The sequence below is a fragment of the Methylophaga sp. OBS4 genome (genome assembly GCF_026319305.1).
GTDB lineage: Bacteria > Pseudomonadota > Gammaproteobacteria > Nitrosococcales > Methylophagaceae > Methylophaga.
On record NZ_JAPDMV010000016.1, the window covers coordinates 45,603 to 66,854 of the forward strand.

At 50.5% G+C, this 21,252-nt stretch carries 16 protein-coding genes and 1 pseudogene; 14 read left to right on the forward strand and 3 right to left on the reverse strand.

Annotated features, from left to right (window positions below):
• Positions 1–21 precede the first annotated feature (21 nt).
• Genes OMP95_RS06670 through OMP95_RS06685 form a run of 4 tightly spaced genes read left to right on the forward strand, consistent with a single transcriptional unit; the run spans position 22 to position 3,670 of the window.
• Positions 22–930, forward strand: coding sequence for a type II secretion system F family protein (locus tag OMP95_RS06670; protein ID WP_266327221.1), 909 nt, complete (start codon positions 22–24; stop codon positions 928–930).
• Positions 927–1,616 carry a hypothetical protein gene (locus OMP95_RS06675; protein WP_266327223.1) on the forward strand — a complete coding sequence of 230 codons (690 nt, stop codon included), beginning with the start codon at positions 927–929 and terminating at the stop codon, positions 1,614–1,616. The genes OMP95_RS06670 and OMP95_RS06675 overlap by 4 nt, the downstream gene beginning before the upstream one ends.
• A 31-nt stretch (positions 1,617–1,647) precedes the next feature.
• Positions 1,648–1,911: a DUF3613 domain-containing protein gene (locus tag OMP95_RS06680; RefSeq protein WP_266327225.1), complete on the forward strand. Its 264-nt coding sequence runs from the start codon at positions 1,648–1,650 to the stop codon at positions 1,909–1,911.
• 28 nt (positions 1,912–1,939) lie between these two features.
• Positions 1,940–3,670 carry a TadG family pilus assembly protein gene (locus OMP95_RS06685; protein WP_266327227.1) on the forward strand — a complete coding sequence of 577 codons (1,731 nt, stop codon included), beginning with the start codon at positions 1,940–1,942 and terminating at the stop codon, positions 3,668–3,670.
• On the opposite strand, the gene OMP95_RS06690 is transcribed toward OMP95_RS06685, so the two are convergent.
• The 3 genes from OMP95_RS06690 to OMP95_RS06700 all read right to left on the reverse strand — a co-directional run bounded on the left by OMP95_RS06690 (position 3,667) and on the right by OMP95_RS06700 (position 6,677).
• A complete protein-coding gene (locus tag OMP95_RS06690; RefSeq protein WP_266327228.1) occupies positions 3,667–4,785 on the reverse strand; it encodes a sensor domain-containing diguanylate cyclase in 1,119 nt (372 codons plus the stop codon). The genes OMP95_RS06685 and OMP95_RS06690 overlap by 4 nt on opposite strands.
• A 271-nt stretch (positions 4,786–5,056) precedes the next feature.
• Positions 5,057–6,064, reverse strand: a complete 1,008-nt coding sequence (gene moaA / locus OMP95_RS06695) for a GTP 3',8-cyclase MoaA (RefSeq protein ID WP_266327230.1) — start codon at positions 6,062–6,064, stop codon at positions 5,057–5,059.
• A gap of 223 nt (positions 6,065–6,287) precedes the next feature.
• On the reverse strand, positions 6,288–6,677 hold the full coding sequence (locus OMP95_RS06700) for a putative zinc-binding protein (protein ID WP_266327232.1): 390 nt from the start codon (positions 6,675–6,677) through the stop codon (positions 6,288–6,290).
• Positions 6,678–6,956: 279 nt separating this feature from the next.
• Between OMP95_RS06700 and OMP95_RS06705 the strand changes: the two genes are divergently transcribed.
• From OMP95_RS06705 to OMP95_RS06750, 10 genes and pseudogenes are all read left to right on the forward strand, one after another.
• Positions 6,957–8,882, forward strand: a complete 1,926-nt coding sequence (locus OMP95_RS06705) for a type IV pili methyl-accepting chemotaxis transducer N-terminal domain-containing protein (RefSeq protein ID WP_266327234.1) — start codon at positions 6,957–6,959, stop codon at positions 8,880–8,882.
• Positions 8,879–9,541, forward strand: a complete 663-nt coding sequence (locus tag OMP95_RS06710) for a response regulator (RefSeq protein ID WP_266327236.1) — start codon at positions 8,879–8,881, stop codon at positions 9,539–9,541. Before OMP95_RS06705 ends, OMP95_RS06710 begins: the two co-directional genes overlap by 4 nt.
• Before the next feature lie 992 nt (positions 9,542–10,533).
• A complete protein-coding gene (locus OMP95_RS06715) occupies positions 10,534–11,799 on the forward strand; it encodes an MFS transporter (RefSeq protein WP_266327238.1) in 1,266 nt (421 codons plus the stop codon).
• A 12-nt stretch (positions 11,800–11,811) separates the two neighbouring features.
• Positions 11,812–13,422, forward strand: a complete 1,611-nt coding sequence (locus OMP95_RS06720; RefSeq protein ID WP_266327240.1) for an MFS transporter — start codon at positions 11,812–11,814, stop codon at positions 13,420–13,422.
• A 39-nt stretch (positions 13,423–13,461) separates the two neighbouring features.
• Positions 13,462–17,217, forward strand: a complete 3,756-nt coding sequence (locus OMP95_RS06725) for a nitrate reductase subunit alpha (protein ID WP_266327242.1) — start codon at positions 13,462–13,464, stop codon at positions 17,215–17,217.
• Positions 17,218–17,248: 31 nt separating this feature from the next.
• A complete protein-coding gene (gene narH / locus OMP95_RS06730; RefSeq protein WP_266327244.1) occupies positions 17,249–18,793 on the forward strand; it encodes a nitrate reductase subunit beta in 1,545 nt (514 codons plus the stop codon).
• A gap of 12 nt (positions 18,794–18,805) precedes the next feature.
• Entirely contained in the window at positions 18,806–19,339 is a 534-nt protein-coding gene (narJ, locus tag OMP95_RS06735; protein WP_266327246.1) for a nitrate reductase molybdenum cofactor assembly chaperone, read from the forward strand.
• Entirely contained in the window at positions 19,336–20,031 is a 696-nt protein-coding gene (narI, locus tag OMP95_RS06740; protein ID WP_266327248.1) for a respiratory nitrate reductase subunit gamma, read from the forward strand. Before narJ ends, narI begins: the two co-directional genes overlap by 4 nt.
• Positions 20,032–20,045: 14 nt before the next feature.
• A complete protein-coding gene (locus OMP95_RS06745; protein ID WP_266327250.1) occupies positions 20,046–20,729 on the forward strand; it encodes a carbonic anhydrase in 684 nt (227 codons plus the stop codon).
• 198 nt (positions 20,730–20,927) lie between these two features.
• A pseudogene (locus OMP95_RS06750) lies at positions 20,928–21,252 on the forward strand (hypothetical protein); the annotation flags it as partial.

The window sequence follows — 21,252 nt, forward strand, 5'->3', positions numbered from 1 at the left end:
GTCATGCCGGGATGGATCCTCGTGTTAGTTATTGTCACTTTGCTGCTGTCGGCATTGTTGCTGGTGATGGCGCAATATTACGCCCGCAGCATTGACAACAGGGCCCAGCGCCGCTTTTATCAATTGTTGGAGAAGAATTCCGGTGATGGCGCGATAGAAAACAGCTGGGTAAACGGCGTTGTGCGTCGGATGGGACAGGGCCGGCTGGTTCGCTGGTTGCCGAAAATAGAGCATCCGGAAACCATTCAATTGCTGAAACAAGCGGGCTGGTACAGCTATAGAGGCCGGGTGTTGTTTCATCTGGCTGGTCTGGTCGTACCGGCTTTAATCATGTTCATCATTATTGTCTACGCCTTGCTGACACAGGGCGGGTTTAATGCAGAGAGCTGGGCGCAACTGTTTATTGCCGGCGTGCTGGGCTATCTGTTGCCCAAGCACCTGTTACGCCGGGCGGCCAAGTCCCGCCGCAACCGCCTGTCACGGGAAATGCCTACCGCCATACATTTGTTACGCATGTTGTTTGACGCCGGCTTGTCGACGGAGCATGCACTGCGCGTGTTGCAAAAAGAGGGGCGGCTGCTGACGCCGGATCTGTCCGGAGAACTCATCGCCGTACTCAGGCAGATTGATGCCGGCCTCGATCCGGCCGATGCCTTGAGCGAAATGGCGGCACCGCTGGAAGTCAATGAACTGAGCGATACCGTTGCTATTCTCAAGCAGGTCAGCCGTCATGGCGGCAATATCCGCGAAACGCTGGTCAAATTTGCCCAGCTGATGGAGGAGCGCCAGCTGTCAGCCTTGCGGGAATACGTCAATGTGCTGTCCGGCAAAATGTCGGTGGTGATGATGGTGTTTTTGTTCCCGGCATTATTGATTTTTCTGGCGGGGCCGGGGTTCATAGCGCTGGCTAAGGGGTTGATGACTTTATGAACAAGCTGCGGAATTTTAGTTTACTTATCACGTTGTTGCTCAGCGCCTGCGGACATTCACAACATAGTCCCTACACGCAGACAGAGCCCGATACTCAGCGCCAGCTCTGCGGCGGCCGGTTGGATGCCGGTACCTCTATCAAGCTGGATTTGATAACGCAGTTGATGGATGAGGGAAGATTGCACGCGGCGCTCGCGCATCTCGACAATTTGGACTCCGACTCGCTGCATAGCCGCTATCTGCGCGCCGAAATTCTGCGCCGGTCAGGCAGGGATCAGGAGGCCAAACCTTATTACCAGGGTCTGCTCGATACCTGCATGGTGGGCAGCGGTTATCACGGTCTGGGCCTGATTGCCGGCAGGGATGGTCAACTGCAAACGGCTTTGGACTATTTGCAGTCAGCAGCCGAACGGTTGCCGGTCGATGCCAGGGTCAGAAATGACTTTGGCTACGCCTTGCTGCTGGACGGGCAGTTCGAGCGGGCACGCCGGGAATTTCTGACCGCAATGGAACTGGATGAAAAAGCGAATCTCGCGCGGGCCAACATGGTGATGTTGTTATATGTGTCGGACGACGGCAAAAAAGCGGAAGCCTTTGCCAGCCGAATCAGCATGGATGCCGATACGCTGGCGCAGTTACGTGAGCAATCGGCAATCATCAAAACATCGATAGCGGTAGCCAATTAGACCAATATTCCGAGGGACAGGGGAGCCAATCATGTTGACTAGATATTCGATTATTCTCGCCTTGCTGCTGGCCAGTGCTGCGATACTGGCTGAACAAACGGCGGACACTACACTTTCTGGCGAACAAACCCGGAGCTGGCTGCAATTACAGTCGAGCGGTGCCGCTGCCTCGCGGCAGCGGCAGACAGTTTCCGGACCGGCAGCCGCCAAAATTTATCAGCGTTACCTCGACAGTTTCAGCTACCCAATCCCGCAGTATTACACCGGCGATGAAGCCGGCTCGGCCCGGCGTTAAGTTGACGGCCGGCTTGTTGGGAAGGCATATGGCTTTACAGTTAACCATACCGCCGCCAGACAAGCAGCGCGGGGCGTTGGGCATGATGGGCGTTTTGACTCTGCTGTTGGGAATTTTATTCGCGGCACTTGCCATCGACACCGGCAGATTGATGCTTGAGCAACGCCATTTGCAGACCGTTGCCGATATGGCGGCGCTGGACGCATCAGCCCAAGCGGGGCACTGCGGCGAAGGTAATATCACTGCCGTGGAAGCACTGGCGCAGGCCAGCTCCATGCGCAACGGGCATCTGACGGGAGCTGGTGAGACGCTGGATGTCAGTCTGGGTAATATCGATACCGGCAGTGCCGGTCTCAGACAATTCACCATTGTCGCACCGGAGCAGGCGACGGCCGTGTGGGTGATGGCCGGTAAAAGCGTTGCGGCCAGTTTTTTTGCCGGTGGCCTGATGGGAAACCAGGTCAATCTGCAGGCCACCGCCGTGGCAGAGCGGCAGGGTCTGGCGGGATTTTCTGCCGGTAGCCTGACGGCTTCGATCAGCTCTGAAGATTCGGCGCTGCTGAATAGCCTGCTCGGCGATATTCTCGGTTCTTCAGTCAATCTCGATTTGATTGCTTACCAGGGCATTGTCGCGACGGATGTGACCTTGTCGGATCTTGTTGAAGCGACAGCAGGCGTGGGTACCGTTGACGAATTGCTGGCGGCCGAAATGAGCCTGGCGGAATTGCTGCAAGTGTATGCCGATGCGGTCAATGCCGCTGAAGTCGCTAATGTCGACGTAATTGCGGCCATGCAGACCTTGATTGATGCCAATGTTGCGATGCCGGCGGATATCCTTGTCGGCGACATTCTGGCTGTAACTTCGCTCGATGAGGAAGCCGCGCTGTCGTCCAGCGTTAACCTGCTCGATTTGATTACGACTACGGCGCTGATTGCCAATGGCAACAATGCCATCACCTTGCCGCTGGCGGTCAATCTGCCGGGGGGGCTGCTTAATGTTAATACCCAACTTAAAGTGATCGAAGCGCCGCAAATCGCTATCGGCCCGCCGGGCAAGGATGCCGACGGTAACTGGCAAACGGCCATTAAGACCGCACAGATTGAACTCGACACGCAGATCCAGAGCACGATAAGTTTAGTGTTGGGACAGGCAGAGGTGTCGCTGGCTTTGCGGGTTAATATCGCCCAAGGTGAGGCCTGGTTGCAAAGCATCCGCTGCCGGACTCTGCAGAGTCCGGCCTCTCTAGTGACAATTGGCGCCCAGCCGGGCATTGCCTCCGTTGCTCTGAGTCATCCAACCGATCCTTTCGCGCCTGCTGATGCTATCAAGGTGTCGCTGTTGGGCATTCCGGTTGCCGAGGTGCCGGTGGCGCTGAATCTGCCAGTTCAGAATCCGGCTCCATCGGAGTTGGTTTATACAGTCAGTGCTGATGAGCCTCTGCCACAGATGCAGTCGGTAGCGAGCAATGCCGGCGACAGTCTGGCTAACGGCCTCAGCGGGGTGGACAGTCAGCTGGAGGTCGGGCCTGCCGAGGTATTGTCGCTGAGTACGGCAGAAATGTTGCTGCTGGGCCCGTTGCTTGGGCAACTGCTGGACGATATAGAAGGCACCTTGCTGACAGAACTGCTGTCGCCGCTGTTGACGCAGCTGTCCACGGGGACTTTCAATCCCTTGCTGAACCTGTTGGGCATTCAGGTTGGCGCCATGGATGTGCAACTGATTTCGCTGGAGATTGAGCGGCCCGAGCTGAAACGTTAGGTACCCGTTGCTTCCTCTTGCATCAGGCTTGAGCGGAACCAGACCACTTGATTGCGGCCGGCAGCCTTGGCTTCGTAAAGGGCGGTGTCCGCCAGCTTGACCGGGTTATCCACACTTTGTTCGCCGCGGGCATACAAGGTTACCCCGCCAACGCTGATGGTGACATGACCCAGCGCCGAATCCTGGTTTTCTAGCTGCAGGTTTTCCACGGCTTGCCGCATCTGCTCGGCAATATGGTAGGCATCGTCGCGAGTCGTTTGATTCAAAAGAACGACGAACTCCTCGCCACCATAACGTGCGACCAGATCGGTGGCACGCTTGGCTGATGTGCTTAAGGTCTGGGCGACCATGGCCAGACACTTGTCACCATCCTGATGCCCATAGCGGTCATTGAACTTTTTGAAATAGTCTATATCGATCATGATGATCGACACCGGGAAACCGCCGCGTCTCGCTTGGGCCCAGACTTGTTCCAGCATTAGATCAAAACGTCTGCGATTGGCGAGGTGGGTGAGCTTGTCCTCGCCGGCATCATTCTCCAGGCCGAAGCGGGCCATCAGATCATCCATCAGATCGCGCCGGCGTTGAATCGCGGAATAGTAAAGGGCCAGAATCATCAGCATGACGGCAGGGAGCAGTTTCCATCCCGGCATTTCATTTGATAACGCCAGAGTAATGATAAGCGGTAGGGTCAGACCCGCGAGAAATGCCGCATAGATCGGGGGGTAAGCACTGAGACGCAATAACTCGCTGGCGGCGATCACACTGAGCATCACGATCAGAAACAACCGTGTGGAAGAAGATAATTCCGGGATCAGTAAAGCGGTGAGACCAAAACTTAACCCGACTGCTATCGAGGCCATGGTGACGGAATCAATATTCTGCATTTTCAGGCTGTTGACGACCTGTTTGCTGAATCGCTGACCCAATCGCCACTGCCAGATGCCGGCCGTCAGCGTCAGTAACAGCCAGACAAAAAATGTGAGGCGGGGCAGTTCGAAAAAGAGGTATATCGAAAGCAACACGATAAAACCGCAGTGCTGGACAAACGTCAGCGTCGGATGGCGGTGAAGTTCACGGAACAGGTGTGTGGAGAGCTGGTGTGGATCGATCAAGCGCTGTTCTCCCTGATATTGCTATAGTTGCCGAGCAAGCTATAAGTCCCGTTATATTTGCCTCAGATGACAGGTTGCAACGTATGCCGGACCTGCCACGTGTTTTTGGCTTACGTTAACAGATAACGCATTCTCTCAACAGCATGCTTGCAGGGCAATGTTAAAAGCACCTGATTGAAAAACTTCTGAAGCTTTCTGCAGCACTTGTCTAAGGATGACACCGTCAAACTTGTGGGGTGGCTGAGCTGGGTGTGGCGATTATTGCCGAGACTCAGCCACCGGTCGCATTCATAAAGCGAACTATCTGTACAGCGCCATCGACTGAAAAATTATGTTGTGCCGGCTTGGCTTGCAGGGCTTTGAGCAGGGCTTTCTGTACCGGTGTATCCGTAGTTGGATAACGTCGGATCAGTGCACGCATATCCAGCGAATTTTCCTGCCCCAGACATAATAATAATCGCCCTTCGGCGGTCAGGCGAACGCGGTTGCAGGTGGCACAGAAGTTGTGTGAGTGAGGAGAAATAAAACCAATGCGGCTTTGTGAATAACCTTTAACCCGTACATAGCGCGCCGGGCCACCACTATTTTCAGTGCTGGCTATCAGGTGATGCCGTTGACTGATAAGTGCCCTGACCTCGTCACTGGAGCAAAAAGACTCACCTCGTGAGCGGCCAACATTTCCCAAGGGTATTTCTTCAATAAAACTGATATCCAGCCCCCGCGCCAGCACGTAGTCAACCAGATCCGGTACTTCATTGGCATTACGCCCTTTCATCACCACCACATTCAGTTTGATACGCTCAAAACCGGCCTGGCTTGCTGCATCAATACCCGCCAGTACCTGAGGCAGGCTACCCGTCCGGGTAATGGCTTTGAATTTATCCGCATCCAGACTATCCAGGCTGATATTCAGGCGTTTGACCCCAGCCGCAGCCAGCGGCCCGGCCAGCTTGGTTAACTGCGACCCATTGGTCGTCATTACCAGTTCACGAAGGCCGGGCAATGCGCTGATTCTGCCACAGAGATCGACAATTCCTCTTCGTACCAATGGCTCGCCACCGGTAAGACGAATTTTCTTTACCCCCCGGTTGACAAAAAATGCGGCTAAACGCTCAATTTCCTCAAGACTGAGTATCTGCGGCCGGGGTAGAAAAGTCATGTTTTCAGCCATACAATAGACGCAGCGAAAATCACAGCGGTCCGTTACCGATATGCGCAGATAGTCAATCCGCCGTCCCAGTCCATCTATCAATCCATCCGGCATCTGTATGTCAGCCATGGCCTCTATTCTCGTTGTTGCATTAGTAGGGATTGCCACGCATTGCAAGCGGGAATCCTCAATATCTGCAGTGCCCAGCAGCCACCTTATATGGCTTTATTTCCAGTCCGAGGCGCTTGAATCCTCTACCTGCTTCAATGCTATGAAAACCATATTGACTGACGGTTGTTTTTTTAAGCAGCAAGCCGCCTGTCACGCGCCAGAGATCGTCTTTACACCTTTTTTAAGCACCTTCTTCAGCGGTTGTACTCTGCAAGTGTTCCAGCTTCTGTTTTATCTCTGTCTCAAGATTATTAGCTTGCTCCAGGTTGCAATCCTCGCCATAGCGTTTACGCAAACCAAAATCGCTCAGGGTCAAATGTAAATCAGGTTCCACATCAATATTTTGAAGACAGGCAAGCGAGCAATGCATTTTGCAGCCATCGATTGCCACGATCAGGCGTCCGGAGCGAGCAAGTCGTACCATTTTCGGCACTTTGCCGCCTACGCCGGCGATACAGGACATTTCCGCAGCCTCTGAACGATCCAGGCGTAGCGCCAAGGTGTTAGCCAATTGAGCCACATTCGAGCAACCGGAACAGGAATACACTAAAGGTAATTGCTTGGAAGACATGCAACCCTCCTGTCTATGTTTGGATAATAAAGACCTGGGGCCTGTTGATCTTTCATATTCACCACTGCTGGGGCGGGCAAACTTTCAGCATGACCGACCATTTGCATAATAACTTTTCGAAAAAAATAACTCTGACAAATAGCCATTTTACGGTAACGATATCTTCCCATCCTTGATCAAGATCAATAACCGGCCTGATCCATCACGTTGTAATGGTGCTAATTTAGTTTGCATAGGTGTAAGCTATTTAGGGTAAAGGTTTTCTCAAAAGGCCCCTCGGTGTTAAAACTGAAAATTCGCGAAAAAATCACCGGCTTATTGGTGTTTTATTTTTTATGTGCCCTGATTGCCATCGGCTCTACACTTTTTGTTTCATGGAAACTTGAAGGTGGTGCTGCTGCTATCAATGATGCCGGCAGAGAACGAATGCGCTCATACCGTATTGCCTATCTGCTGGGGCAACAGGTGCATTACCCGTCTCCTGAGTTGCAGCAGGCTCTCGCTCAAGAAATAATCTTTTTTGAAAACACGCTGGTCGAATTGCAAAACGGTAATCCGCAACGACCGCTATTTATTCCCGAAGATCCTGTTATAAGAGAGCAGATGATCCTGCTGCGTGATGCTTGGTACAACACGATGAAACCAGGTATTCAAAAGATTCTCGATAGCCCGGCAGCAAAGCAGAAAGATACGCTTTTGACCGACTATCGGCCCATGATGGAAAATTTTGTGGAAGAGATTAATGAACTGGTCTCATTGATGGAAAAAAGCTCTGCACACTACACAACCAAGCTGCGTTACATACAGATTGCACTGATGGTTGTCGCGTTACTGGGATCCATTTTATTGGAGTATATATTTTCGTTGCTGCTGGTACGGCCGGTGCAAAGGATAAACCAGGGTTTACAGAGCATGGGAAAGGCCGATTTCAGTGTACGTCTGCCAACACTTAGTAATGATGAATTAGGTGAAGTGGCGCGGGGTTTTAATCAGATGGCGGAAAAGCTCCAGGACATATACACCACGCTGGAACAGCGAGTAGCTCAGAAAACTGACAGTATCAAAGTTAAGAATCGTGAACTTGGCGCGCTATACAAAGTAGCGGCTTTTCTGAATTCAAGTACTTCAGCAGAGCCTTTATGTGACAGTGTATTGAAGCAGATGATGGCGCTGACAGGAGCCCGTGGTGGCGTGGTGCGCTTAACCGATCCCAAGGGAGAACAACTGCATGTGGTCGCGGCCCAGGGTGTCAGCAAGACATTCCTGGAAAATGAAACTTATCTGTCGGTGGGTTCCTGTATATGTGGTGAAGTTGCACAGAATGGTGTTGCTGTAAGTTCCGATTTGAAACATTCCAGGCTTCATACTTGCAATAAGGAAAATTTCCGTGCCGTTTCGGCTATTCCTATTCGCTCTAACCAACGCATTCTTGGCTCGCTCAATTTATTATTCAATATGGAACGGATTCTGCCACCGGCAGAAATACGGCTGCTTGAATCGGTGGGATTGCATCTTGGCGTTGCTATCGAAAACCAGCGCCTGGTTGCTCGTGAACGAGAAATGGCCGTGTCTGAAGAACGTAATTTACTTGCACAGGAACTGCACGACAGTATTGCCCAGTCACTTGCTTTTCTGAACATACAAGTTCAGTTGCTACAAAATGACCTGAGTAATGAAAAAATTCCCGAAGCGCTGCAAGTGGTTGATCAAATTCGTGAAGGCGTGCAAGAAAGTTACGATGATGTGCGTGAACTGCTGGTACATTTCCGTACCCGATTAAAACATGCTGATCTGGAAGGCGCTATCGCCAGCGCATTGGAAAAATTCGAGGGACAGGTCGGAATCCGTACATCTTTTGAACATTCTGGTCCAACCCTGGACCTGCCACCGGAACATGCGTTGCAAATTCTACATATATTGCATGAATCACTTTCTAACATTCGTAAGCATTCCGGCGCATCACAAGTCAGTGTGGAGCTCCGTACGGAAGGACAATGCAGCCTTACGGTGAAGGACAATGGTAAAGGTTTTAACATCGAGGAAAAAAATGATGATACTCACGTCGGTATCTATATTATGCGAGAACGTGCCCATCGTTTCGGTGGTGAACTCGCTATCTCATCTGCAAATAATCAAGGTACCGTCGTTAGCCTCTCCTGGCGGCGGCCTGTTACTTTAACTACGGAGCAACGCAGTACAGCATGAAACCGATACGCATCCTCATTATTGACGACCACGCCCTGTTTCGTAGTGGTATCAGGTTATTGTTACAACGCCAGAATGGTTTCGAAGTCGTCGGAGAAGCCGGCAATGGTCTGGAAGGGGTTAAATTGGCCAAGCGCCTTAATCCTGATGTTGTCTTGCTTGATTTACATATGCCGGGAATGGGGGGAGTGGAAACTATTCCTCTGCTAAAAGAGGTAGCACCGCATGCCCAGGTGGTGATGCTAACGGTATCCGAAGATGCTGAAGACTTGTTGGATGCCCTTCATAGTGGCGCCCGCGGCTATCTATTGAAGAATATCGACACCGATTACCTACTTGACTCCATCCGTCGTGCCAACAACGGTGACTCGGTAATGTCTACTGAAATGGCCAATAGACTGGCAGATGCCATGCGTGCTTTATCAGCGGGAAACAATAAAAAAACAGTCATGGATACCAATAAGCTTTCACCCCGGGAGCGGGATGTGATTGTCATGTTGGCACAAGGTGCCAGCAATAAAGAAATTGCACGCAATCTGGATTTAGCTGAATCGACAGTCAAAATTCATGTGCAAGGCATACTGCGTAAGCTCAACCTTGCCAGTCGGGTTCAAGCCGCCGTATTTGCGGTAGAAAATGGTTTGGTGGATAAAAAATAATCTTTTTTCAATCCGAGTATACCGGCTCCGGCTTATTACCCGAGGTCACCTTTTTATCCCGCTGATTTTCTGACAAATGCAGTAATCGTCAACCTCTCGTGACACCGAAAGATAAATAGCTCCTAAGCTAAGCCCCTAAGTCAGAAGCGGAACATAACCGCCAAAATTCTGATGAGCTATATCCGCTGGCTAAAGATAAAAATTGAAACCGGGATTTAATTTTACTGAGTCATTTTTGGCGAAATGTAGATTAATGTTTTACTGAAGCACTCGGGGTTTCATCTCAGTTGCTCAAAGCTTGAGGGACCTCCACGAATAAAGCAGATGGTTACTGTACAAGTTGGCCTGCCCCCATACTCTGCGTGGGAACTTGGTGGAAATTTTTATAAATCCGCAGATTACGCAGAGGGACGCAGATTAAGAACAAGTCTTTTATGTTACAGACTTCCGACACCAAAGTTGAGTAACAGGGCTTTTTGAAACCCGAATGCATTGAGATGGTTGAACCTGATCCGCCTCTGAACGAGACGAAATCAGCTTTGTAGAAGGTCTTGAGCTGCTTACTCCGATAGCGGATTGGAAATGAATCGTCATTGCCGCGCCGATAATGATATAGGTTTGCTCATCTCTTGGAATAATCTGCGTAACCTGCGGATGGACCTCGCAATGACGACCTTTTGTACATTATGGGCGTTGCGGGGTTCCTACGGAGGACCGTGATAACCAGCCGGAAATTCTTTGGACTTCGTGGGGCTCCATCATGTTCAAAGCTCTGTCTCATTAAATGAAAAAGCCACCTGCCCACGAACGGACATTTTAGGTTCTCTCCGGCATAGATTGCCTCTACCCGAGTTACAGTTTGTTGCAATTTGTCGCCGCCCCTAGGCCAAAAGAACTAGTCCTTTTAATTGTTGAACCTATGCTTCTGACGAATATGCTCGGCATCTACATAAGCCTAATATTGGACCATGTTCCAATTCAGGTAATTCGTGATGGCGACACAACAATACAAAGCTTGGTCAGTAGTTATTGCAAGCACACTCTCTTTTACTGTGTGCTTCATGATCTGGATGATGTTTGCTGTTATTGGTATCCCTATTAAAGAAACACTCGGACTCAATGAAACCGAGTTCGGGATATTGATTGCCACCCCTGTTCTGACCGGCTCTTTAATGCGACTACCGCTTGGCATGTGGACTGACAAATTTGGCGGACGCATTGTTTTTTTCGTGCTGATGCTATCCACGGTCATACCAATCTGGATGCTCTCCTACTGCACACAGTTTTGGCAATATCTGGTTGTAGGTTTGTTTGTTGGCCTGGCTGGCGGATCATTTACCGTAGGGATTGCCTACTGTGCGCATTGGTTCCCTAAGAATAAACAAGGATTGGCAATGGGGATTTTCGGCGCTGGCAATACTGGCGCCGCAGTCACCAAACTGGTTGCACCGCTTATTGTAGTGGCATACGGCTGGGTTATGGTGCCACAGGTTTACGCAATTCTCATGCTGGTAACAGCAATATTATTCTGGATTTTTACCTTTTCCGACCCCGAACATAAGGTAGCCAAAACCGTCACCATACGGGAACAGTTGGCAGTACTCAAAGACCCCAAGGTCTGGAGATACAGTCAATATTATTCGATCGTTTTCGGTGGCTATGTCGCCTTGGCACTGTGGATGACCAAATATTACATTACTGAGTATGGTTTCGATCTGGAAACCGCTGCGCTGATGGCGGCCGCGTTCAGCATACCGGGTGGATTGCTGCGAGCTATGGGGGGGCATTTTTCGGATAAATTCGGTGCCCATACCGTGACCTGGTGGGTATTGTGGGTCTCGCTGATTTGCCTGTTTTTTCTATCCTATCCACAAACCCAAGTCAGCATTCTCACTGTAGATGGCTCACAGACTTTCCATGTCGGTCTGAATGCGACCTTGTTCACCATCATCATGTTCACTTTGGGTATCGCTTTTGCTATAGGCAAGGCTTCGGTGTTCAAGTACATCTCAGACGACTATCCGGGCAATATCGGCGTGGTGTCAGGCGTAGTCGGTCTTATGGGTGGCATGGGCGGCTTTCTGCTTCCCGTAATGTTTGGCGCATTGGTAGATTTTACCGGTATCCGCTCATCCGTCTTCATGTTGATGTTCGGCATCATTTGGGTGTCATTGCTGTGGATGTACTGGACCGAGGTTCGCCCTGCCAAACTCGGCAGCCCTCGACTGTCACGCCACCAGTTAGAAAGTCTAAATTAAGGAGTTCATAAAGTGACGATCAATGTTAAAGAGTGGGATGTTGAGGACCATAAATTTTGGGAATCAACGGGTAAACGGGTTGCCTACCGTAACTTGTGGATTTCAATACCTTGTCTGCTATGTGGTTTTGCCGTATGGCTGATGTGGGGAATGATCAGCGTACAGATGTTGAATCTCGGTTTCCCTTTCAGCAAAGAAGAATTATTCACGCTGACTGCGATTTCAGGTCTGGCAGGGGCGACGATGCGTATTCCGTCTTCCTTTTTCATCCGTTTGGCTGGCGGGCGTAATACCCTTTTCCTGACGACTGCAATGCTGATCACGCCGGCAGTCGGCACCGGCATTGCGTTGCAGCACCCGGAATGGCCATTGTGGGTGTTCCAGTTACTGGCACTGTGGTCTGGTGTGGGGGGCGGCAATTTTGCCAGTTCAATGAGTAACATCAGTACCTTTTTCCCGAAACGTTTGCAGGGAACCGCACTGGGATTAAATGCCGGACTCGGTAACTTCGGTGTGACAACGATGCAAATCTTGATTCCATTGGTGATGACCGCCGGTGTCTTCGGGGCTCTAGGTGGCGATCCGGTGGCGCTGGTCAAAGACAGTGGCTGGATTCTGGGCAAGATTGAAGCGGGCACACCCACGTTCATTCAAAACGCTGGTTATGTGTGGGTGCTATTACTGCTTCCGCTGGCAATTGCGAGCTGGTTCGGTATGAATAATCTGCTTTCGATTTCATCCGATATTGGCGGTACGCTGGTTGCCTTTCTCAAAATCACCTGGCTGTACACACTGACTTTTATACCGGCCATTATCGGCCTGTACTTCTATCTGCCTGCACCGACCGGACTGGGTGTTTTGAACATGTGGGTCGCTTTGCCATTGATTATGGTGAGTACGCTGCTGATGATGAAGCTGGCTGCCTTCGGCACCATGAAGGAAAACATCCAGAAACAGTTTGCGATCTTCAGTAATAAACACACATGGTCCATGACCGTTCTCTATGTGCTGACTTTTGGTTCCTTCATCGGCTTCTCTATGGCGTTGCCATTGTCGATCACCATCATTTTCGGTGAAAAACATATCTACGATGTTGCCAGCCAAACATGGCTCCACGTCAGGAATCCGGATGCACCTTCCGCACTTACTTATGCCTGGATCGGACCTTTCGTCGGAGCGCTGATCCGCCCCGTCGGCGGCTGGATCTCGGATAAAGTAGGCGGCTCCATTGTTACTCAGATGGTCTCTGCAGTCATGGCACTGGCGTCAGCCTATGCGGGATTTGTGATGATGCAGGCTTACCAGTCCGCGACACCTGAAATTTACTTTACTCAATTCCTGGTGGTGTTTGTCATCCTGTTTGCTGCCAGTGGCATAGGCAACGGTTCTACTTTCCGTACCGTAGGGATGATTTTTGATCGCGTACAGGCTGGACCGGTACTGGGCTGGACTTCAGCGGTAGCGGCTTATGGTGCCTTTATCGCGCCGGCAATCATCAATGAGCAGATCAAGGTTGGCACACCACAAATTGCCATGTACGGCTTCGCAATATTCTATGCATTGTGTTTGGTATTGAACTGGTGGTTCTATCTGCGTCCTGGCGCTGAAATCAAGAACCCTTAAGCCACCCTGAAACAAACGATTTTAATTGGAGCAAACAATATGAGTCATTTTCTAGACCGCTTGAATTTTTTCGACAAGGTCAAGGAGACTTTCTCCAACGGCCATGGCATCGTCACCAATGAAGACCGCCAGTGGGAAAGCGCCTATCGCCACCGTTGGCAACACGACAAGATCGTGCGTTCTACGCACGGCGTAAACTGCACGGGAGGTTGTAGCTGGAAAATTTTCGTTAAAAACGGCCTGGTGTCGTTCGAAATGCAGCAGACTGACTATCCCCGCACCCGTGATGATCTGCCTGATCATGAACCCCGCGGCTGTCAACGCGGCGCTTCATACTCTTGGTATCTATATAGCCCGCACCGTATCAAGCATCCGATGATACGAGGACGTTTACTTGATTTATACCGGGCTGAACGTAAAACCGGTAAAGATCCGGTAGAAGCATGGGCTGCAATCCAGGCCGATGAACAGAAACGCAAGCAGTATACAGCCGTGCGCGGGCTGGGGGGCTTCGTCCGGACTGACTGGGACGAAATAACCGAAATCGTAGCTGCTGCTAACGTATACACCATCAAGAAATGGGGACCTGATCGTATTTACGGTTTCTCTCCTATTCCTGCGATGTCAATGATTTCTTATGCCGCCGGTTCACGTTATTTGTCGATGATTGGTGCAGCATGCGGTTCGTTTTATGACTGGTACTGCGATTTGCCAGCCGCTTCTCCGCAGACTTGGGGAGAGCAAACCGACGTACCGGAATCAGCCGATTGGTATAACTCAACATATATCATCATAACCGGCGCTAATCTGCCAATGACCCGTACGCCGGATGCGCATTTTGCTTCTGAAGTCCGTTACAAAGGGGCCAAAATCGTGGCCATGGCACCTGACTATGCCGAATTCTGCAAGTTCTCAGACTTGTGGATGCCGATTCGCCAGGGCACTGACTCCGCCGCATTCCTGGCAATGGGCCACGTTGCATTGAAAGAGTACTACATCGATAAGCAGGATCCTTATTTCCAGGAATACGCCCGCAAGTACACCGATCTGCCGATGCAGGTCATGCTACGCAAACATGGCGATGCTTATGTTTCTGATCGGTTCCTGCGTGCGTCCGACTTCGACAACGCTTTAGGCGAGACTAACAATCCGGACTGGAAGACTATTATTTATGATGAAGTCAGCAAATCCTTTGTGGCACCTAACGGTTCTATCGGTTTCCGCTGGGGTGAGGATGGTAAGTGGAATCTGCTGCCGAAGAATGCAGCAACTCAGGAAGATATCGTCGCCGAACTGAGCTGCATCGACAATCTAGACAGTGTGGTGTCAGTCGGTTTCCCTCATTTCAATCAGGATGAAGACGATCTGCTGTTTCGCAACGTGCCGGTACGCAAGGTTAAACTTGCCAATGGCGAGGAAGCGTTAGTCGCTTCAGTCTTTGATATGCAGGTAGCGCAATACGGTATTGATCGGCAATTGGGTGGCGACAATGTTGCACGATCCTATGCTGATGCCGATGTCGCTTATACCCCGGCGTGGGCAGAAAAAGTAACCGGTGTCAAAGCTGCGGATATCGAACGTACGGGGCGTGAATTTGCTTATAACGCTTCCAAAACCAAAGGCAAATCCATGGTCATCATGGGTGCAGCCATTAATCACTGGTACCACAACGATCTGGCTTATCGTTCGATCATGAACCTGCTGCACATGTGTGGTTGTGTAGGTCAGTCTGGCGGCGGTTGGGCCCACTACGTGGGTCAGGAAAAACTACGTCCGCAAGCCGGTTGGGCGCCAATCGCCTTCGGCGCTGATTGGAACCGGCCGCCGCGTCATATGAATTCTACTTCGTACTGGTATTTTCATACTGATCAGTGGCGTTATGAAACAGTAAAAGCCGATGACTTGCTGTCACCAGCCGGTAAAGGCAAGTACAAAGGTTATTCGCTGGCCGACTATAACGTCGCCGCCACCCGTATGGGCTGGCTGCCAACCGCGCCACACTGGAATGCGAATCCGCTTGAATTGGTGGCTGATGCTGAAAAAGCCGGCGCGAAAGATGAAGCCGGTATCAGCCAGCATATCGTCGACAGGCTCAAAACGGGTGAACTGGATGTATCTTTTGCCGATGTGGACAATCCGGTCAACTGGCCTCGTAATCTGATTGTCTGGCGCGGCAACCTGATCGGTACTTCCGCCAAGGGGCATGAGTATTTTCTCAAACACTTGCTGGGCGCACAGAATGGCGTATTGCAGGAATCCGGTGCCGGCCGTGACAACAAGGAAGTGAAATGGCATGAGGAAGCGCCCACCGGTAAGCTGGATCTGATGGTGGACATAAACTTCCGCCTGAATTCCACCGGTGCTTATTCCGATATTATTCTGCCGACTGCTACCTGGTACGAAAAGAACGATCTCAATACGACTGACATGCATCCGTTTATTCACCCGCTGTCAGAAGCTGTGAGTCCGGGCTGGCAATCAAAATCCGACTGGCAGATTTTTAAATCCATCGCCAAAACTTTCTCGGCACTGGCTGAAAAGCACTTGGGAACCGTCAAAGATGTCGTAGCTTTGCCGATGCAACATGATTCGGCCGCTGAAATGGCTCAGCCATTCGGCTATGTATCTGACTGGAAGAAAGAAGGGCTGGAACCTATCCCGGGCAAAACCATGCCAATCCTTAAGGTGGTCGAACGCGACTATGCCAATACTTACCGCAAGTTTATTGCACTTGGTCCGCTGATGACCAAGCTCGGTAACAATATTAAAGGTATCGACTGGAACACCGATCAGGAATACGAAGAGTTAAAGCAGTACAACAAAACCGTTAAAGAGCCCGGTATTTCCTATGGTATGCCGTCACTGGAAGAAGATATCAGTGTCTGCGATGCGGTAATGCGTATGGCTCCAGAAACTAACGGTGAAGTGGCACACAAATCCTGGTCAGCACTGTCCGTGAAAACCGGCATCGACCATCATCACCTGTATGTCGGTCGTCATGAAGACAAGATTACCTTCAAAGATATTCAGGCACAGCCACGCAAGATTATTACGGCACCAACCTGGTCAGGTATCGAGTCAGAAACAGTGTCTTACACCGCTGGCTACACCAATATCCACGAGCACATCCCGTTTCGTACCTTAACCGGTCGTGCCCATTTCTATCAGGATCATGAGTGGATGCTCGACTTTGGCGAAGGGTTCTGCGCTTATCGTGGACCGCTGGATATGAAGGCTCAGGAGGTCATTCCGGCTACGGTCAGGGCCAAGCCCCACCTGGTGCTCTCATGGATTACGCCGCATTCCAAATGGGGGATTCACTCCACCTATCAGGATAATCTGCGCATGCTGACGCTATTCAGAGGGGGGCCGTACGTATGGGTGTCAGAGACCGACGCACAGTCGATTGGACTTGAAGACAATGACTGGGTTGAGGCGGTTAACGGCAACGGTGCGACGATGGCGCGTGTAGTGGTATCGCAGCGCGTCCCTCGCGGTATGGCGATGATGTACCACGCACAGGAAAAGAACGTGAATGTACCAGGATCGTCTTCCACTGGTAAGCGGGGTGGCATCCTGAACTCCGTCACCCGCGTCATTATTAAACCAACCAACATGATCGGTGGTTATGCACAGCTCTCGTACAGCTTTAATTACTACGGGACTGTAGGTTGCCAGCGTGATGAACAGGTGGTTCTACATAAGATTGCGGATCAGGATATTGACTGGTTAGAACGTCCGCTGACAGCGGAGCGGGAAGCACAACGTAACCCAATAGGGGTCGGTAAACGCTAAGCGTTCCGGACAGGATTATTAGGAGAATCACATGAAAGTACGCGCACAATTCGCTTTTGTTTTTAATTTGGACAAATGCATTGGCTGCCACACTTGCTCGGTAACCTGCAAGAATGTCTGGACCAATCGTAAAGGTGTTGAATATGCCTGGTTCAATAATGTTGAATCCAAGCCCGGCATCGGCTATCCCAAGCAATGGGAAAATCAGGAAAAATGGAAGGGCGGCTGGGAGCTGAAAAACGGCAAGCTGGAACTTAAGTCCGGCAGCCGTGCCTCGAAGCTAAAGAACATCTTCGCCAACCCCGACCTGCCAGAGATTGATGACTACTACGAGCCGTTCAGTTACGACTATGCCCATCTGAAAAAAGCACCTCTGTCCGAGGCCGCGCCGACCGCACGGCCTATCTCGCAGATAACGGGCAAGTCGATGGAAAAAATCACTTGGGGTCCAAACTGGGAAGACGATCTGGCTGGCGAGTATGCCAAGCGCAGCCAGGATCAGAACATGAACAACATCCAAAAAGAGATGTATGGACAGTTTGAAAATACTTTCCACATGTACTTACCCCGTATCTGCAATCACTGTCTCAATCCGGCCTGCGTTGCCTCCTGTCCTTCCGGTTCGATGTACAAACGGGAAGAAGATGGCATCGTACTGGTGGATCAGGACAAGTGTCGCGGTTGGCGCATGTGTGTAAGTTCTTGCCCGTATAAAAAAGTGTTTTACAACTGGGAATCAGGAAAAGCGGAAAAATGCGTCGGTTGTTATCCTCGCGTCGAATCCGGCATGCCGACGGTTTGCTCCGAATCCTGTGTTGGTCGTATCCGTTACAACGGCATCATGCTGTATGACGCTGACCGCATTGAAGAACTGGCAAGCGTAAGTGACGAGGAAGATTTGTACGAGGCGCAATGCCGTATATTCCTCGATCCGAACGATCCAGAAGTGATTGCAGCAGCTCGTGCAGAAGGCATTAATGACGACTGGATAGAAGCAGCACGCAAATCACCGATCTGGAAGATGGCTATGGACTGGAAGATCGCTTTTCCCATCCATCCGGAATTTCGTACGCTGCCAATGGTGTGGTATGTACCGCCACTGTCACCAGTGCAGTCGCAGCTTGATCAGGGAAATCTGCCAGTCGGACCGGACGGTGCTATTCCGCTGGCTGGTTCTATGCGTCTGCCGGTTCAGTATCTGGCCAATCTGCTCACTGCAGGCAAAACAGCGCCTGTCGAAAGTGCGCTCAATCGCCTCATTGCGATGCGCAGCTATCAGCGTTCAGTTCATGTGGAAGGCGAAGCTGATACCCGGGCACTGGAAACGGCCGGCATAACTGAAGATACGGCGAAAGAAATGTACCGCTATCTCGCGATTGCCAATTACGAAGACCGTTTCGTCATCCCTACCGGCCACACAGAAGAAACGCTGGATGATGCCTTTGGCTTTCAGGGTCAGAATGGTTTTACTTTCGGTAACGATACCTCAGCCGGTGTCAGCAAGATCACCTTGTTCCCGCGCCGCCGTAAGGAAACTGTGGAATCCAAAGAGCTGGCCCCTCCGGCAAATGAGTAACAGGAGAATATTATGCAAATTTACAAATTATTGTCGGTACTACTGGAATATCCAAGTCAGGAATTGATCGACAACATACCAGAAATCAAACAAAGGCTGGAGCAGTGCGACGATATAGAAGATGAAGTGCTTCTTAAGCTGAACGGATTTAACGATTATCTTGCGGGTAAATCGCTCACCGAACTGCAAGAAGATTATGTGCAAACGTTTGATATGACAGCAGAACATAGCCTGCATCTGTCTCATCATCTATTTGGCGATGACAAAAACCGTGGACCGGCACTGATCGACCTGGGTGAACTATACAAGGACTATGGTGTGGAAGTCGTAACCAATGAGTTGCCGGATTACCTGCCATTGACGCTGGAGTTTGCCGCGCAACTGGATGATAACGAAGCCATGGTCTTCCTCTCGGATGCTAAAAAAATACTGAAGAGCTTGACCGATAACCTGAAAAAAGCCGGTAGCCCTTATGCGGCATTGCTCTCCATTGTGGAAAGTCGGGCCACTTTAACGCGCTTAACTACTCAAGGAGTATCATTATGAGCCTGCACAATTTTCTCTATGGAGTTTATCCCTATATTGCATTGAGTTTATTCTTGTTAGGTAGTCTCATGCGCTTCGACCGGGAGCAGTACACCTGGAAAAGTGACTCCAGCCAATTGTTATCAAAGGCAAATCTGCGCCTTGGCAGTAACTTGTTCCATATCGGCATTATTGCAATTTTCTTTGGTCACGCCGTCGGCCTGTTAACACCGCATGGTGTTTTCACAGCTTTGGGTGTGTCCGATATGACACACCAGATGGTCGCAATCTGGGCCGGTTCAATTTTTGGCACTTTGTGCTTGATTGGCGGCGCAATGCTGTGGTTCCGCCGCATGTTCAACGCACGTGTTTCAGCGGTGAGCCGTAGCTCGGACAAGTTTATCCTGAGCTGGATACTGGTCACATTGATGCTCGGAATGTCTACTATTCCGGTTTCTATTGGTCATGCTAATGCCGGAGATCCCGGCGTCATGATCGCCTTGGCTGATTGGGCACAAAGTATCGTTTATTTACGACCCGAGCCGGCGCTACTGATGGGCGTGGATACTGTCTTCAAAGTGCATCTGTTCTTTGGTATGACAGTGTTTTTGGTGTTCCCGTTTACCCGTCTGGTGCATATCTGGAGCGCGCCTTTTGGCTACCTGGCAAGACCTTATCAACTTGTTCGCAGCAAACGTAAGTTTAAGTCCTGATATAAGGCAATCTAATGCGAGACGTTGGAAAGTTTTTGCAGGGCTTTAGACGCTTCCAGCAACATTATCTGGGAGAGCAGCACGCATTGTTTGATCAACTGCTTACAGAAGGTCAACGGCCGCGAGCTCTGATGATTGCTTGTTGTGATTCACGCTGTGATCCGGCCTTGCTTACTGATTGCGAGCCTGGCGATATGTTTGTGGTACGTAATGTCGCGAATCTGGTGCCTCCCTATGATCAGGCCAGATTGTTTGCCGCTACAAGTTCGGCCATTGCTTTTGCCATCAGCAATCTTGAAGTGGAGCATGTCATCATTATGGGACATGCTCGTTGCGGCGGCATACAGGCACTGATGGCGCACAAAACGCCTGAAAGTGGTGAGGAAAAATTGATAGCACAATGGGTTGGAATTGCTGAAACAGCTCGTGAACAAGTGTTACAGCAATTGCCCGATAAAGCGTCAGAGATTCAGGCACATGCCTGTGAACAGGCTTCGATACTGATCTCGCTGGAAAATCTCCGGTCTTACCCCTGGATTAGCAAGCGTGTAGAGCTGGGCAAACTGGCTTTACACGGTTGGTATTTCGATATGGAGGCCGGCGAGTTGCTTCAGTATCAGCAAGACAGCGGCAAGTTTCAGGTGCTTGTTGCAAATGGCTATGAGCTTGGCAGGGCAAGATCGGCTTCCGGACGTTAGTGTAAATAAAGTAATTGACCAAGCCGGCATTTTTAATCAATTTTTTGACAATGGAATCCATATGCAAATACAAACCGAGCCTTTAATGATATCCATTTTCAGCAATTACAGTGAAGCAGATTACTAATAATTAAATGGCACTGGAGCCACGGTCCGTAAAGGGCGTGACTTTGAGATTTCTTAAAGAAGGATATCATTATGAAAAAACACACCCGACCGTTGGCAATGACATTGCTGGCAAGTGCAATCAGCATTTTATTGATACCACAGGCACACGCAGAACAAGACCGTTTTATTGAAGCTATGACCGGCGGTAAAGTCAGCTTCTCGGCACGTTTGCGTTATGAATCAGTAGAACAGGATAATGCATTGAAAGATGCTGATGCGCTGACCTTGCGAACCACATTGGGTTATAAAACCGGCGCTTTCCACGGTTTCAGTGGTTTTGTTGAGTTTGAGGATGTGTCTGATATCGGTTCAGCCAATTTTAACAGCACCACTAACGGCGAAGCAGATCATTCAG

Bases quoted from the DNA above. Each gene is read 5' to 3' on its own strand.
- OMP95_RS06675 (WP_266327223.1), top strand. From the start codon at position 927: ATGAACAAGCTGCGGAATTTTAGTTTACTTATCACGTTGTTGCTCAGC.
- OMP95_RS06680 (WP_266327225.1), top strand. From the start codon at position 1,648: ATGTTGACTAGATATTCGATTATTCTCGCCTTGCTGCTGGCCAGTGCT.
- OMP95_RS06685 (WP_266327227.1), top strand. From the start codon at position 1,940: ATGGCTTTACAGTTAACCATACCGCCGCCAGACAAGCAGCGCGGGGCG.
- moaA (WP_266327230.1), bottom strand. From the start codon at position 6,064: ATGGCTGACATACAGATGCCGGATGGATTGATAGATGGACTGGGACGG.
- OMP95_RS06700 (WP_266327232.1), bottom strand. From the start codon at position 6,677: ATGTCTTCCAAGCAATTACCTTTAGTGTATTCCTGTTCCGGTTGCTCG.
- OMP95_RS06710 (WP_266327236.1), top strand. From the start codon at position 8,879: ATGAAACCGATACGCATCCTCATTATTGACGACCACGCCCTGTTTCGT.
- OMP95_RS06715 (WP_266327238.1), top strand. From the start codon at position 10,534: ATGGCGACACAACAATACAAAGCTTGGTCAGTAGTTATTGCAAGCACA.
- OMP95_RS06725 (WP_266327242.1), top strand. From the start codon at position 13,462: ATGAGTCATTTTCTAGACCGCTTGAATTTTTTCGACAAGGTCAAGGAG.
- narH (WP_266327244.1), top strand. From the start codon at position 17,249: ATGAAAGTACGCGCACAATTCGCTTTTGTTTTTAATTTGGACAAATGC.
- narJ (WP_266327246.1), top strand. From the start codon at position 18,806: ATGCAAATTTACAAATTATTGTCGGTACTACTGGAATATCCAAGTCAG.
- narI (WP_266327248.1), top strand. From the start codon at position 19,336: ATGAGCCTGCACAATTTTCTCTATGGAGTTTATCCCTATATTGCATTG.
- OMP95_RS06745 (WP_266327250.1), top strand. From the start codon at position 20,046: ATGCGAGACGTTGGAAAGTTTTTGCAGGGCTTTAGACGCTTCCAGCAA.